The organism is Nocardioides sp. Z13_37 (assembly GCF_058355585.1).
The window spans coordinates 172,647-186,986 of the sequence record NZ_JBZGDV010000007.1; the positions used below are offsets into that span (position 1 = coordinate 172,647).

Consider the following 14,340-nt stretch of genomic DNA (forward strand, 5'->3'; position numbering starts at 1 on the left):
TAGGCTTCCGGCGTGACGACGCACCCGACCTACGACCAGCTGATCGACCTTCCCGCCTACGTCGAGCAGCCCGTGCCGATGCCCTTCGAGGACATCAACGGCCACCTCAACGTCCGCCACTACATCGGCATCGCCAGTGAGGGCCTCGACGAGTCACTCGTCGAGGTGGGCATCCCGCAGATGTGGCCGCTCACCGAGGGGCACGCGTGCTTCACCGCCGAGCACCACGTCACCTACCTCCACGAGCTGCGCACCGGCGACACCATGTCCGCGCGGGTGATCCTGCTCGGCCGCTCCGAGCGCGCGGCGCACGTGCTGATCTACCTGCTCGACGAGACCCACCAGCAGGTGGCGTGCGTCGTGGAGGAGATCTTCCTGCACATCGACCTCGAGACCCGGCGCACCGCGCCCTGGCCCGACGACGTCGCGGCCAAGCTCGACGCCCGGATCGCCGAGCACGAGGCGCTGCCCATCTCCGTCTCGACCTCCGGGTCGATGGCCCTGCGCTGAGGCGGTTTCACCACCGCGCGCGAGGACCGGTAGTCTTCACCGCGCACCGGCCACGGGACGTCCCGGGACGGTGCGGGCCTCCGTAGCTCAGGGGATAGAGCACTGGTTTCCGGTACCAGGTGCCGCAGGTTCGAATCCTGCCGGAGGCGCCCGCCACGAACGGACCCACAGCACGTGGGTCCGTTCGTCATTTCGGCCTCAGGCCCCCCGAGGCCCGCTCAGCAGCCGCGCAGGGTGGCGTCGGGCCGGGCCGCGCGCCCGAGGCGCCGCGCCTGGCCCACGTCGGGGAAGACCACGCTCGCGGCGCCCACGAAGCCGACGCGGCCGCGCACGACGCACGTGGTGATCCGGCGCGGGTCGACCTGGGCGACCGCCTGGGCGATCTCGAACAGCTCGGCCGGAGAGGCGTTGGTGTCGGTGTGGGCCATCACGGTCATCACGCCGCGCTCGATGAAGCCGGGCACGGCGGCCTGGGAACGGATCCGGGCGTGGATGCCGCGCAGCGTCCGCTGCTGGTTGGCCGAGCGGTCGAAGTCGCCCCCGGCCAGGCCCTTGCGGATCCGGGAGAACGCCATCGCGTCGTAGCCGCCGAGGCGGATGCGGCCCTGCCGGAAGCCCTCCTTCTTCAGGTAGGGGTCGGCGAAGCGGCGCGGGTTGGTGACCGTGATGCCGCCGATGTCGTCGACCATGTCCTCGAAGAACGGGAAGCGCGACACGACCACGTAGTCGGGCTCGATGCCGACGAGGTTGCGCACCGCCCCGGCCATGCCGCGGGGGCCCGCGAAGTAGAGCGCGGAGTTGATCTTCTCCCGGCCGTGGCCGGGGATGGCGACCCAGGAGTCACGCGGGACGCCGATCGCGGTCGCCGCGCCGGTGCGGGTGTTCATGCCGACCAGCTGGATGGCGTCGCCGCGGGCCCGGGTCATCGCCTGGCCCGGGCGGGCGTCGGAGCCGACCGCGAGGATCCACACCACGTCCTCGCCACCGGTGGCGACGCCCTGGGCGTGCCTGATCTTGACCAGGCTGACGTCGCTCGGCTGCACCGCCGACGGGGGCACGACCAGTGCGGTCACGGCCAGCACGGCCGCCAGCACGGTCGCCTTGACGAGCCTCATGGACCGCTTCATCACCGGGCTCCCTTCGCGACGTCGTAGCCGAAGATCCGCCACGCCCCGCGCTTGCGGGTCAGGAACAGGCGCCCGCGCACCGTGGTGGTGCCGGTCTTGGGGCCCGTGGTGTCGAACGCGAGCACGAAGTGCGCGGTCACCGCGCGCGCCTGCCCGCCGGTGGCGAGGATGTCGAGGGTGATCCGGCGCTTGCGGGGGGTCACCGACTCGATGCGCGGCCCGCCGGTCTGGTTGGTCAGCAGCGCCTTGTCGGCGCGGGCGCGCTGCTCGGCGGCGGCGGTGAAGCCGGGGAACGCCGCGGGGAACCTGCTGCGGGGGTAGCTGCCGCCGAGGTACGACGCCTCCCACCAGCGGTCGACCACGGCCCCGACCTGGCGGCGCACGGCCTTGCGCCGGGCCACCGGCAGCCGGCCGTGCACCCGGTGGATCCCCGTCCTGGTGGGCACCGGGTGGGAGGCGAGCGTCGCCTGGGCGTCGTTGCGGCTGAGCCGGTCGGGCGAGGACGCGGGCTCGGCGGGCGACTGGCAGGCGGAGGTGAGGGGAACGAGCAGGACGAGCACGAGTCCCACGAGGCGACGGGCCCGGTGGGCACGGCCCGGTGAGGGGCGGGGCATGACGACTCCAGCGGTGCGTACGACGAAGGATGAGCAAGGGATGACCGAGGAACGAGGCGGTCCCGGCAGACAAGGATGAACGGGCGGCGGAGGGACGGTGGACGCGGGGGTGGACGAGTGGCCGGGGCCTGTGGGCCACACCATGCCTCAAAGGACGAGCCCGCCCCTGCATTTGCCTGCGTGTGGGACTAGCCTTGTCGGCGACTTGGTCAAACCCTCGCGCGATGAGATCTGGAAGAGGCGAAACAAGCGTGGCGCAGTCCCCGAACGGGCAGTCCGGCAACCAGTCCTCGGTTGCACCATCATCTGACCTGGGAGCCAACGAGTGGCTCGTGGAGGAGATGAAGGAGCAGTACGACAAGGATCCCTCGAGTGTGGGTCCGGAGTGGGCCCGCTACTTCGGCAACGGTAGCCAGGCGGCGCCGGCCACGGCGTCGAGCAGCGGCTCCGGCTCCAGGACCGCCTCGGCACCGACCACCTCGACCGCGCCCGCCCCGGCTCCCCCGCGCGCCGCCGAGCAGGCCCAGCAGCAGGCCCCGAAGCCGGCGGTCAAGCCCGCCACCTCGACGGGGAGCAAGCCCGCCGCGAAGGCCGACAGCACGGCCGACAGCAAGGCCGACACGAAGCCGGACACCAAGGCCGCCGCCAAGCCCACCTCCACGCCCGCCCCCAAGCCCGCCGCCTCGACCCCGCGCCCCAAGGCCGCGGCGGACGCGCCCGCCAAGGACGACACGTCGAGCGACGAGCCGACCTACACCGTGCTGCGGGGCGCCCCGGCGCGCACCGCCGCCAACATGGACGCCTCGCTCTCGGTCCCGACGGCGACGTCGGTGCGCTCGGTGCCGGTCAAGCTGCTCTGGGACAACCGCACCGTCATCAACAACCACCTCGCCCGCGCCCGCGGCGGCAAGGTGTCCTTCACCCACCTCATCGGCTACGCGCTGGTCAGGGCGCTGCGCTCGATGCCGGAGATGAACGTCGGCTTCGAGGTCAGGGACGGCAAGCCCAACCTGATCACCCCCGCGCACATCAACCTCGGTCTCGCGATCGACATGAAGAAGCCCGACGGCACCCGGCAGCTGCTGGTGCCGAGCATCAAGGGCGCCGAGGCGATGGACTTCGCCGCGTTCTGGACCGCCTACGAGGACGTGGTCCGCAAGGCCCGCGACAACAAGCTCACCGTCGCCGACTTCCAGGGCACCACGATCTCGCTGACCAACCCCGGCGGCATCGGCACGGTGCACTCGGTGCCCCGCCTGATGGCGGGCCAGGGCGCGATCATCGGCGTCGGCGCGATGGAGTACCCCCCGGAGTGGCAGGGCGCCTCCGAGGAGGCGATCAACCGCAACGCCATCAGCAAGTCGATGACACTGACCTCGACCTACGACCACCGCGTCATCCAGGGCGCCCAGTCGGGCGAGTTCCTCAAGCGGGTGCACAGCCTGCTGCTCGGCGAGGACGGCTTCTACGACGAGATCTTCCGCTCGCTGCGCATCCCCTACGAGCCGATCCGCTGGGCTCGCGACGTGGTCGCCACGCACGACGACGACATCGTCAAGCAGGCGCGCATCCTCGAGCTCATCCACGCCTACCGGGTCCGCGGCCACCTGATGGCCGACACCGACCCGCTCGAGTACCGCCAGCGCACCCACCCCGACCTCGAGATCGAGTCGCACGGCCTGACCCTGTGGGACCTCGACCGCGAGTTCGCCACCGGCTCGTTCGGCGGCGAGGGCCGCCGGTTCATGAAGCTGCGCAACATCCTCGGGATCCTGCGCGACTCCTACTGCCGCACCACCGGCATCGAGTACATGCACATCATGGACCCCGAGCAGCGCAAGTGGATCCAGGAGCGGGTGGAGCAGCCGCACGTGAAGCCGCCCCGCGAGGAGCAGCTGCGGATCCTGCTCAAGCTCAACCAGGCCGAGGCGTTCGAGACCTTCCTGCAGACCAAGTTCGTCGGTCAGAAGCGCTTCAGCCTCGAGGGTGGCGAGACGACCGTCCCGCTGATCGACGAGATCTGCGAGGCGGCCGCCGAGACCGGGCTCGACGAGGTCTGCATCGGCATGGCCCACCGCGGCCGGCTCAACGTCCTGGCCAACATCGTGGGCAAGAAGTACAGCCAGATCTTCCGCGAGTTCGAGGGCAACATCGACCCGCGCACGGTGCAGGGCTCCGGTGACGTGAAGTACCACCTCGGCGCCGAGGGCGAGTTCGTCGCCGGCTCCGGCGACAAGATCAAGGTCTCCGTGGCGGCCAACCCCTCGCACCTCGAGGCCGTCAACCCGGTCCTCGAGGGCATCGCCCGCGCCAAGCAGGACATCCTCGACCAGGGCGAGAAGTTCCCGGTCCTCCCGCTCCTGGTGCACGGCGACGCCGCCTTCGCCGGGCAGGGCGTGGTCGCCGAGACGCTCAACCTCTCGCAGCTGCGCGGCTACCGCACCGGCGGCACGGTGCACCTGGTGATCAACAACCAGGTCGGCTTCACGACCGCGCCGGGCTCGTCGCGCTCGTCCCTCTACGCCACCGACGTGGCGCGGATGGTCCAGGCGCCGATCTTCCACGTCAACGGCGACGACCCCGAGGCGTGCATCCGCGTCGCGCGGCTCGCCTTCGACTACCGCCAGACCTTCAACAAGGACGTCGTCATCGACCTCGTGTGCTACCGCCGCCGCGGCCACAACGAGGGCGACGACCCGTCCTACACCCAGCCGCTGATGTACGACCTGATCGAGCAGAAGCGCTCGGTGCGCAAGCTCTACACCGAGTCGCTCATCGGTCGTGGCGACATCACGATCGAGGAGGCCGAGCAGGTCCTCAAGGACTACCAGCAGCAGCTCGAGCGGGTCTTCACCGAGGTGCGCCAGGCCAGCTCTGAGGCGCCCACCGAGTGGACGACCGTCCCCGACTACCCGGACAAGCCGGCCGGCGACTTCTCGACCGCCGTCACGCCGGAGGTGCTCAAGCGCATCGCGGACAGCTACGTCACGCCGCCGGAGGGCTTCACGGTCCACCCCAAGGTGATGCCGCAGCTGCAGCGTCGCTCCGCCGCGATCACCGACGGCCCGATCGACTGGGGCACCGGCGAGATCCTCGCCTTCGGCTCGCTGCTGATGGACGGTCGCCCGGTCCGCCTGGCCGGGCAGGACTCGCGCCGCGGCACGTTCGTGCAGCGGTTCGCGACGATCATCGACCGCACCAACGCCGACGAGTGGACGCCGCTGACCAACCTCACCGAGGACCAGGCGAAGTTCCACGCCTACGACTCGCTGCTCTCCGAGTACGCCGCCCTCGGCTTCGAGTACGGCTACTCCGTGGCGCGTCCCGAGGCGCTGGTGCTGTGGGAGGCGCAGTTCGGCGACTTCGTCAACGGCGCGCAGACCGTCATCGACGAGTTCATCTCCGCCGGCGAGACCAAGTGGCGCCAGCAGTCCGGCGTCGTGCTGCTGCTCCCCCACGGCTACGAGGGCCAGGGTCCCGACCACTCGTCGGCGCGCATCGAGCGCTTCCTGACGATGTGCGCCGAGGACGCGATGGTCGTCGCGCAGCCCTCGACGCCCGCGTCCTACTTCCACCTGCTCCGCCGCCACTCCCTCGGCGAGGAGCACCGCCCGCTGATCGTCTTCACGCCCAAGTCGATGCTCAAGCGCAAGGAGGCTGCCTCGCAGCCCGCCGACTTCGTCGGCGACACCACCTTCCGCCCGTTCATCGGCGACGACGCGGCCGACCGCGACAAGGTGGAGACGCTCATCATGTGCTCGGGCCGGGTGACGTGGGACCTGATGGTCGACCGCGCCAAGCGCGAGAACGGCGAGAAGTTCGCCATCGGCCGCGTGGAGCGCCTCTACCCCAACCCGGTCGAGGAGATCAGGGCCGAGCTGGCGAAGTACCCCAACCTCAAGGCGGTCCGCTGGGTGCAGGACGAGCCGCGCAACATGGGCCCGTGGCCGCACTACCAGCTCAACGTCTGGCCGCTGCTCGACGTGGAGGTCGAGCCGGTCACCCGCCCGTCGTCGGCGTCCCCGTCGGTGGGCACGGTCAAGCGCCACGTCGAGGAGCAGAAGACGCTGCTCGACGCCGCCTTCGAGTCGCCGCGCAGCGTCGGCAACGACTACTGAGGCGGAGCAGGCGGTGTACTTCACCGATCGGGGGATCGAGGAGCTCGAGCGGCGCCGGGGTGACGAGGAGGTCACCCTGGCGTGGCTCGCCGAGCAGCTGCAGGCCTTCGTCGACGCCCACCCCGACTTCGAGGTGCCGATCGAGCGGCTCGCCACGTGGCTGGCGCGCCTCGACGACCCCGAGGACTGAGACCGGTGCCCCCACCTGACGCGGCCCTGGCCGCGGAGCTCGGCTATGCCCACGGCACGGCCAACCCGCTCCACCGGCTCGTCCGCTGGGGCGCCGGCACCGCCGCGGGCGGGTGGCTGTTCTCCCGCACCCTGCGTCACCTCGACGACCTGGTCGCCCGGGTCTCCGGCGGCCGGCACAGCGCCCCGGGCCTGCTCGCCGGCCTGGCGGTGCTCGACGTGACGACCACCGGCCGGCGCTCCGGCCAGCCGCGCACCAGTCACCTCATCGCGACGCCGTACGCCGGCGGGCTGGCGCTGATCGGCAGCAACTTCGGCCAGCAGGCCACGCCGGCGTGGGCGCTCAACCTCGAGGCCGACCCGCGGGCCACGGTGTCCTACCGCGGCACGTCGCGCGACGTCGTCGCCCGGCCGGCGACCCCGGCGGAGGCCGGCGAGGTCTTCACCCTCGCGGAGCGGTTCTACCCCGGCTACCTGCGCTACCGCGCCCGTGTCGGCCAGACCCGGCGGATCCGGGTGTTCGTGCTCGAGCCGGCCTGATCAGGAGCCCGGTCGCGGGGCGACGGGGCGCAGGGTCACGTCGGGGATCGTGGCGTCGGCGGGCAGGTCGACGACGTGGAGGATGGTGTCGACGACGCTGTCGGGGCTGAGCCAGCGCGAGGCGTCGTAGTCGCGGCCCTCCTGCCCGTGCACCTTCTCCTGCATCGGCGTCGCGGTGCGGCTGGGGTAGACCGTGCTGACTCGCACGCCGTGCTCGGCCTCCTCGGCCCGCAGTGCGTCGGCGAGGGCTCGCAGGCCCGACTTGGAGGCGGCGTACGCCGACCACCCGGCGTGGGCGGTCAGGCCGGCGGAGGAGTTGACGAAGACGAACGTGCCGCGCCCGGCGCGCACGTGCGGCAGCATCTCGCGGGTCAGCACCGCCGGCGCCGTGAGGTTGACCGTGAGCTGCTCCTCCCACTCGGCCAGCCGCAGCCGTTCGACCGGAGCGAGGTCGACCACCCCTGCCACGTGGACGACCGAGTCGACGGGCCCGTCGACCTGGCGGCCGAGGCCGTTGAGGGTGCCCGGGTCGGCCAGGTCGGCGACGAGCAGCTGGGCGCTGGGGAACGTGCGGGCGAGCTCGGTGGCACGTGCCTCGCTGCGGGCGAGGAGCACCAGTTCGTCGCCACGCCCGGCGAGCCGGTGCGCGAGCGCGAGCCCGATCCCCGAGCCCGCTCCGGTGAGGACGTGCCTGCGGCTCATCGGGTGAAGACGACCTTGCCGAAGACGTCACCCTCCGCCATCGCGGCGAAGCCCTCACGGGCCTGCTCCATCGGCAGGGTGCGGTCGATGACCGGCCGGGCGCCGGTGGCGTGCAGGAACTTCACCAGCAGGTCGAGCTCGCCGCGGGTGCCCATCGTCGAGCCGATCACCGAGAGCTGGGTGAAGAAGATGCGGGTCAGGCCGGCGTCGTCGACGTCGGGGCCCGACGTGGTGCCGCTGATGACGATGCGCCCGCCCGGGCGCAGCGAACGGACCGAGTGGCTCCAGGTGGCCCGGCCGACGGTCTCCATGACCGCGTCGACCTTCACGGGCAGGCGGGTGCCGGACTCGAAGACCTCGTGGGCGCCGAGCTCGAGCGCCCGTGCGCGCTTGGCCTCGTCACGGCTGGTCGCGAGGACCCGGAGGCCCCCGGCCCGCCCCAGCGTGATGAGCGCGGTGGCGACGCCGCCCCCGGCGCCCTGCACCAGCACCGTCTCGCCCGGCTTGCAGGCGCCCTGCACGAAGAGCATGCGGTAGGCGGTGAGCCACGCGGTCGGCAGGCAGGCCGCCTCCTCGAACGACAGCGACTCGGGCTTGGGCACCAGGTTGCGCCGCGGCACGACCACCTGGTCGGCGAAGGTGCCCTGGTGGCGCTCGGAGAGCAGCGACCGACCCGGGTCGTCGGCCTCGTCGCCGGTCCAGCGCGGGTCGCCGATCACCCCGTGCACGACGACCTCGTTGCCCTCGTCGTCGACACCGGCGGCGTCGCAGCCCAGGATCATCGGCAGCGCCTCCTCGCGCAGGCCGACGCCGCGCAGCGACCACAGGTCGTGGTGGTTGAGGCTGGCTGCCCTGACGGTCACGGTGGCCCACCCGTCGGGGGCCTCCGGGGCGGGCCGCTCCCCCACCACCAGGCCGCTCAGCGGGTCGTCGGGGGAGAAGGACTCGGCGTAGACGGCGAACATGCACCGACCCTAGCGAGTGGGCCCGGTTAACCGGTTGCGGGTCCGCGCCGGCGGAGGATTGGCTGGGCGGGTGCGCATCGAGGTCCGCCCGTCCGAGGACGCGGCGAGGTATCTGGCCACCGACCAGCTCGTCTGGTTCGGCGAGGTCACCGACGACGACGCCGAGCACCTGCGCCTCGGCCTGCCCGAGGACCAGCGGTTCGTCGTCGACCTGCCCGACGGTCCCGACGACCTGCACAGCGGGATCTACGGCGTGCGGCCGATGTCGATGTCGCTGCCCGGGGGCTGCGTCGTCCCGGTCGCAGGTCTCACCTGGGTCGGCGTCCACCCCGACGTGCGCCGCCGCGGTGTCCTCTCGGCCATGGTCCGCGACCACCTCGAGCGCACCCGCGCGGCCGGCACCGCGATCTCGGTGCTGCACGCCAGCGAGGCGGCGATCTACGGCCGCTTCGGCTACGGCAGCGCCGTGCTGACCCACCGGGTCGACCTGGGCCGCGGCACGACGTTCACCGCGCCGCACCTCGAGGCCGCCGTCGCCGACGTCACGACGCACCTGCACGACATGGCCGCGCCCGGCATGGCCGAGCGGATGCGCGCGTGCCAGCTGGCGCTGGCTCCCGACTTCCCCGGCACCGTCGTCGGCTCCCCCGACTACGTGTCGCTCCTGGCCCGCGAGGGACCCGCGGCGCTGCGGGACAAGGAGCCCCGGCGCATTCTCCTCGCCCGGCGCGGAGGCGCGGACGTCGGGTTCGTCGGCCTGCGCCGCCAGCACAAGTGGGACAACGCCCGGCCGTCGGGGACGGTCGTGGTCGGCACCTTCTTCGGCGACCCGGCCGCCAGGCTCGCCCTCGCCCGCCGCGTCGTCGACCTCGACCTGATGGGGACGACCAGGCTGGAGAACGTCGGCCTCGACGACCCCGTGCTGGGCTGGATCGGCGGCCCCCGCAGCACGGGTGACCTCGCGACCTGGGACAGCACCTGGGTGCGCCTGGTCGACCTGGAGTCCGCGTGGGCGCTGCGGTCCTACGAGGCCGACTGCGACGTGGTCGTCGAGGTGGCCGACCGCCACGTGCCGGACAACGCCGGGCGCTGGCGCCTGACGGCCTCCGCGGGCCGCGGCTCCGCCGCCCGGGTCACCTCCCCCGCGGGCGCCCCCGCCGACGTCACGCTCGACGTCGGCGTGCTGGGAGCGGGCTATCTCGGGCACGGGATCGGCGGCCTGCTCCGGGCCGGCCTGGTCGACGAGCACCGCGCGGGCGCCTACGCCGAGCTGGCCCGGGCGATGCGCACGCTGGTCGCGCCGGAGCCCTCGATCGGCTTCTGAGGGGCTCAACGCAGCGCGTCGAGGTCGCGCCGGACGTAGCGCAGGTGGGCCCACTCCTCCTCCAGCACCACGCGTACGCAGTCGCCGACGCTGGGGTGCCAGTCGGAGCCCCACGGGTCGTCGCGCTCCTCGGCGAGCAGCTCCGGGGTGACCGTGTCCAGGAAGTCGGTGACCATCTGCTGCCGCTCGGCCCGCACCGCGAGGACCTCGTCGTAGTCGGGCGGCTCCGTGCGGAAGGCCGAGGTGTCGACGCCCATCTCCTCGGCTCCGGTGAAGAGCTGCCCGATCTCGTGGAACGGCTGCTCCACCCGCAGGATCGCGCCGCGAAGCCAGGTGTCGGTCGCCAGGACGAGGTGCCGCAGCGTCTGGGCCAGGGACCACTCGTCCTCGACGTGGGCGTCCACCAGCCCGGGCGGCGTGCTCGCCACCGTGTCGGCCCACGCGGCCTGCACCGCGACCCAGCCCTCGCGGAGCCCCTCGGGCGTCTGGGCCCTCTGCAGCTCGCGGCCGGGGAACCGGCGGTCGAGCTCGGCGTCCACGAGCGGCACCACGTCGACCCCGTTGACGAGCAGGCTTCCCAGGAACAGGTCGTGGCTGTCGATGTCGAGCCCGTCGACGTCGACGCTGCGCATGGTCACGCCGCTCACGTCCGAGAAGCGCATCGTGGCGCCCTTGAAGCTCGTCCGGGTGAAGGTCGCGCCCTCGAAGTCCTGGGGGTCCGCAGGGGTCGTCATCGCCCCATCATGGCCCGGGCGCGCGCCCACCGGAACCGCCTGGAGGCCGGCCGCCGGGACGAGTGCCGGAGTCCGCGACCTGACCGACAGAACGCCTCGAGTCGGCGCGACCTGACCGAGAGAACGCCTCGAGTCGGCGCGTCCTGACCAGCGCCGGTCAGCGCCGGGCGACCCCGTCGCGCCTCGCCGCGTCGGCGACCGCCTGCCGCACGGCGCCGGGCACCCGCGGGTCGAACGGGGACGGGATGACCAGCTCCTCGCTCAGGTCGTCGCCGACGAGCTCGGCCAGTGCGGTGGCGGCGGCGACCTTCATGCCCTCGGTGATCGCGGTGGCGTGGACGTCGAAGGCGCCGCGGAAGATGCCGGGGAAGGCGAGCACGTTGTTGATCTGGTTGGGGTAGTCGGAGCGACCGGTGGCCACGACGCGGGCGTACTTGTGGGCCAGGTCGGGGTGGACCTCGGGCGTCGGGTTGGCGAGGCCGAAGATGATCGCGTCGTCGGCCATCGACGCCACGATCTCCTCGGGCACCTGCCCGCCGGAGACGCCGATGTAGACGTCGGCGCCGGCCATCACGTCGGCGAGCGTGCCGCGGCGGTCGTAGTGGTCGGCGGTGTCGCGGGCGAGGGCCGCCTTGACCTCCGTGAGGTCGGAGCGCGACGAGTGGAGCACGCCCTTGCGATCGAGGACGGCGATGTCGGTGATGCCGGCCTCGAGCAGGATGCGCGCCACCGCGACGCCGGCGGCGCCGGCTCCCTGCACCACCACCCGGGCGGTCGCGGCGTCGCGGCCGGTGAGCCGCAGCGCGTTGGTCAGCGCGGCCAGGGCGACCACGGCGGTGCCGTGCTGGTCGTCGTGGAAGACGGGGATGTCGAGGCGCTCCTTGAGCCGCGCCTCGATCTCGAAGCAGCGGGGCGCCGAGATGTCCTCGAGGTTGATGCCACCGAAGCTCGGGGCGAGCCGCACGACGGTCTCGATGATCTCCTCGACGTCGGTGGTGTCGAGGCAGATCGGCACCGCGTCGACGCCGCCGAACTGCTTGAACAGCACGGCCTTGCCCTCCATCACCGGCATCGCGGCGGCCGGTCCGATGTCACCGAGGCCGAGGACGGCGGTGCCGTCGGTGACGACGGCGACCGTGTTGGGCACCCACGTGTAGTGCTGGGTCATCGACGGGTCGGCGGCGATCGCCTCGCACACCCGGGCGACGCCGGGGGTGTAGGCGAGCGACAGCTCGTCGGGACCGGTCAGGGCGACCGTCGAGACGATCTCCATCTTGCCGCCGACGTGCAGGTCGAACACGGGGTCGCCGGCGTGCGGGTGCGAAGCCATGCCGGCGATACTCGCACAGCTCAGTGGCCCCGAAGCCCGCGTCCCACACGTGGGGAAGGCCACACCCGCAGCCGCACGACGCCCAGCACGTCGCCCGCCGGAACGGTGCCGCGGTGCCGCGAGTCGACGCCCTCGGCCGGGTTGTCGCTCAGCAGCCACCAGCCGGCCCCGCCCGATCGCGTACGCCGCTCCTCCACCGCCCGCTTGACCGCCACCGTGCCGTCGGGGAAGCGGGCGACGACGAGGTCCCCCGGGCGGGGCCGAACGCCGTGGCGCACGAGCAGCAGGTCTCCCTCACGCAACGTCGGGAGCATCGACCGCCCGCGCACGACGGCGGTCCCGAAGGGCGGTCCGGAGCGTCCACCCCACGGGGCGAGACCCCGCTGCCGACGCCGCTCCACGCGGAGTAGTGTCGCAGCCAGATGCACATTGTCCCGATCGAGAGGAACCCGATGCTTCGCCACCTGCTCGCCCCCACTGTCGAGGTCTCTGCGCACTGCGACCTTCCGTGCGGCGTCTACGACCCCGCCCAGGCCCGCATCGAGGCCGAGTCGATCAAGGCGATCATCGCCAAGGTCGCCGACAACGACGACCCCGACTTCCGCACCCGCGCCATCCTGATCAAGGAGCAGCGCTCGGAGCTCGTCAAGCACCACCTGTGGGTGCTGTGGACCGACTACTTCAAGCCCCCGCACTTCGAGAAGTACCCCCAGCTGCACACGCTGGTCAACGAGGCCACCAAGCTCGCCGGCGCCTCGGGCACCAAGGGTGAGCTCGACGCCGCCAAGGCCGACGAGCTGCTCGCCAAGATCGACGAGATCGCCGAGATCTTCTGGGAGACGAAGAAGGCCTGAACGAAGTGAAGGCCTTCGAGTCAGAAAGCGCGAGCGAGCCTGCGAGCTCGCGGCCGCAGAAGAAGGCCTGACCCGCACCGTCCGACGCCGCCCCGGCCCACTGTGGACCGGGGCGGCGTCCGGCATCTCGGGCTGGCTAGGCTCGAGACGAGGGACGGAGGCCCGATGATCGAGCAGGTCACGCTGCGCGACGGCACCGACGCGTTCGTCGTACCGCTCGAGCGCACCGACCGGGACACGCTCGCGGCCGAGTTCGACTCGCTGTCGCCGGAGTCGCAGCGCCGCCGGTTCCTGGCGCCGGTGCGCCACCTGTCCGACGCGATGCTGGCGCACCTGGTCGACGACGTCGACGGCACCAACCACATCGCCCTCGTGCTGTGCGCCGAGACCAGTCCCGACGTCTACGACCCCATCGCGCTGGCCCGGCTCGTGCGCTACACCGACGCCTCCGAGGCCGCCGACCTGGCGGTCACCGTCAAGGACGCGTGGCAGGGCCGCGGGGTGGCCTCGGTGCTCCTCTCGGTGCTGATGCGGCGGCGGCCCGCGGGTGTGCACCGCATCGTGACCGAGGTGCTGCGCGACAACCCGGCGTCGCTGGCGATGCTGCGCCGGCTCGGCAAGCTGAGCCTGCGCGACGGGGGCAGCGGGGTCTACAGCGTGGTCGTCGAGCTCGAGTCCGCACCGACCGAGCCGGCGTCCGAGACCGCGACCGGGGCAGCGACGGACGCGGGGGCACCCGCCGGCCGGCCGGCCCCCGGAGCGGGCCCGCCCGAGGAGGCCAGGACCCCCGCGCTGGTGGGCGACTCGCAGCAGCGCCACGCGTTGCGCACCCGCGACCAGGTGTGTCCGTGGTTCGACTGAACGACACGGCTAAGGTGTGCGCAGCATCGGCCTCGAGGACGGGATATTGACGCAGATGGCAGACAACACGGGGGGTTCGCGCGCAGACGTGGAGCTGAGGCTGCCCGCGCAGAGTGCGTTCGCGACGATCGTGCGCACGACCGCCGCGGGGCTCGCGGCACGGCTCGACTTCACCATCGACGACATCGAGGACCTCCGCATCGCCATCGGCGAGGCGACCGCACTGGTCATCCCCGAGGCCGATCCCGGCACCGACCTCGTGGCCTCGTTCTGGTTCGGCCGGGGCTCGATGACCGTCGAGCTGCAGGCCGACGCGGTGGACGACCCGCCGCTCGACACCGAGAGCTTCGCCTGGCAGGTGCTCGACACGATGGCGCAGGACGCGTCGGCGGGACCGGAGGGGGGACGCTTCCGCGTCCGCTTCACAGTCTCGTCGGCGGTCGTTGCGGGAATGACAGGTGCCGAGCTCTGA

General features: G+C 72.3%; 15 protein-coding genes and 1 tRNA gene. 9 read left to right on the forward strand and 7 right to left on the reverse strand.

All coding sequences use genetic code 11. The annotated features are described in order from the left end of the window. The first annotated feature begins 12 nt into the window (after positions 1 to 12). Both AC4H2S_RS16730 and AC4H2S_RS16735 read left to right on the forward strand, forming a co-directional pair. Positions 13 to 510, forward strand: a complete 498-nt coding sequence (locus AC4H2S_RS16730; protein WP_491498111.1) for a thioesterase family protein — start codon at positions 13 to 15, stop codon at positions 508 to 510. A gap of 76 nt (positions 511 to 586) precedes the next feature. Further along, positions 587 to 659, forward strand: a tRNA-Arg gene (locus AC4H2S_RS16735). A gap of 69 nt (positions 660 to 728) precedes the next feature. On the opposite strand, the gene AC4H2S_RS16740 is transcribed toward AC4H2S_RS16735, so the two are convergent. Further along, a complete protein-coding gene (locus AC4H2S_RS16740) occupies positions 729 to 1,625 on the reverse strand; it encodes an LCP family protein (RefSeq protein WP_491498112.1) in 897 nt (298 codons plus the stop codon). Positions 1,626 to 1,636: 11 nt separating this feature from the next. Continuing rightward, entirely contained in the window at positions 1,637 to 2,251 is a 615-nt protein-coding gene (locus AC4H2S_RS16745) for a hypothetical protein (RefSeq protein WP_491498113.1), read from the reverse strand. 224 nt (positions 2,252 to 2,475) lie between these two features. Here AC4H2S_RS16745 and AC4H2S_RS16750 point away from each other — a divergent pair, with 224 nt between their 5' ends. Genes AC4H2S_RS16750 through AC4H2S_RS16760 form a run of 3 tightly spaced genes read left to right on the forward strand, consistent with a single transcriptional unit; the run spans position 2,476 to position 7,098 of the window. Next, positions 2,476 to 6,369 (forward strand): multifunctional oxoglutarate decarboxylase/oxoglutarate dehydrogenase thiamine pyrophosphate-binding subunit/dihydrolipoyllysine-residue succinyltransferase subunit, encoded by a 3,894-nt coding sequence (locus AC4H2S_RS16750; RefSeq protein WP_491498114.1) that lies wholly within the window; start codon positions 2,476 to 2,478, stop codon positions 6,367 to 6,369. Between the two features lie 13 nt (positions 6,370 to 6,382). Continuing rightward, positions 6,383 to 6,559: a DUF6104 family protein gene (locus tag AC4H2S_RS16755; RefSeq protein WP_168218509.1), complete on the forward strand. Its 177-nt coding sequence runs from the start codon at positions 6,383 to 6,385 to the stop codon at positions 6,557 to 6,559. A gap of 5 nt (positions 6,560 to 6,564) precedes the next feature. Then, positions 6,565 to 7,098, forward strand: coding sequence for a nitroreductase family deazaflavin-dependent oxidoreductase (locus AC4H2S_RS16760; RefSeq protein ID WP_491498115.1), 534 nt, complete (start codon positions 6,565 to 6,567; stop codon positions 7,096 to 7,098). Here the strand turns inward: AC4H2S_RS16760 and AC4H2S_RS16765 are convergent, their stop codons facing one another. Both AC4H2S_RS16765 and AC4H2S_RS16770 read right to left on the reverse strand, forming a co-directional pair. Beyond that, complete coding sequence (locus AC4H2S_RS16765) at positions 7,099 to 7,800, reverse strand: SDR family oxidoreductase (protein WP_491498116.1); 702 nt, start codon at positions 7,798 to 7,800, stop codon at positions 7,099 to 7,101. After that, positions 7,797 to 8,765: a zinc-binding dehydrogenase gene (locus AC4H2S_RS16770; RefSeq protein ID WP_491498117.1), complete on the reverse strand. Its 969-nt coding sequence runs from the start codon at positions 8,763 to 8,765 to the stop codon at positions 7,797 to 7,799. The genes AC4H2S_RS16765 and AC4H2S_RS16770 overlap by 4 nt, the downstream gene beginning before the upstream one ends. A gap of 70 nt (positions 8,766 to 8,835) precedes the next feature. On the opposite strand from AC4H2S_RS16770, the gene AC4H2S_RS16775 reads away from it, so the two are divergent. Continuing rightward, entirely contained in the window at positions 8,836 to 10,089 is a 1,254-nt protein-coding gene (locus AC4H2S_RS16775) for a GNAT family N-acetyltransferase (RefSeq protein ID WP_491498118.1), read from the forward strand. 5 nt (positions 10,090 to 10,094) lie between these two features. Here the strand turns inward: AC4H2S_RS16775 and AC4H2S_RS16780 are convergent, their stop codons facing one another. The 3 genes from AC4H2S_RS16780 to AC4H2S_RS16790 form a co-directional block, all read right to left on the reverse strand. After that, positions 10,095 to 10,823 carry a DinB family protein gene (locus AC4H2S_RS16780; protein ID WP_491498119.1) on the reverse strand — a complete coding sequence of 243 codons (729 nt, stop codon included), beginning with the start codon at positions 10,821 to 10,823 and terminating at the stop codon, positions 10,095 to 10,097. A 157-nt stretch (positions 10,824 to 10,980) separates the two neighbouring features. Continuing rightward, complete coding sequence (locus tag AC4H2S_RS16785) at positions 10,981 to 12,153, reverse strand: NAD(P)-dependent malic enzyme (protein ID WP_491498120.1); 1,173 nt, start codon at positions 12,151 to 12,153, stop codon at positions 10,981 to 10,983. 20 nt (positions 12,154 to 12,173) lie between these two features. Next, a complete protein-coding gene (locus tag AC4H2S_RS16790; RefSeq protein ID WP_491498121.1) occupies positions 12,174 to 12,554 on the reverse strand; it encodes a S24/S26 family peptidase in 381 nt (126 codons plus the stop codon). A gap of 51 nt (positions 12,555 to 12,605) precedes the next feature. Between AC4H2S_RS16790 and sodN the strand changes: the two genes are divergently transcribed. The 3 genes from sodN to AC4H2S_RS16805 all read left to right on the forward strand — a co-directional run bounded on the left by sodN (position 12,606) and on the right by AC4H2S_RS16805 (position 14,340). Further along, positions 12,606 to 13,007, forward strand: coding sequence for a superoxide dismutase, Ni (gene sodN, locus AC4H2S_RS16795; protein ID WP_056601510.1), 402 nt, complete (start codon positions 12,606 to 12,608; stop codon positions 13,005 to 13,007). A 165-nt stretch (positions 13,008 to 13,172) separates the two neighbouring features. Further along, positions 13,173 to 13,868, forward strand: coding sequence for a GNAT family N-acetyltransferase (locus AC4H2S_RS16800; RefSeq protein WP_491498122.1), 696 nt, complete (start codon positions 13,173 to 13,175; stop codon positions 13,866 to 13,868). Positions 13,869 to 13,923: 55 nt separating this feature from the next. Continuing rightward, positions 13,924 to 14,340, forward strand: coding sequence for an anti-sigma factor (locus AC4H2S_RS16805; protein WP_491498123.1), 417 nt, complete (start codon positions 13,924 to 13,926; stop codon positions 14,338 to 14,340).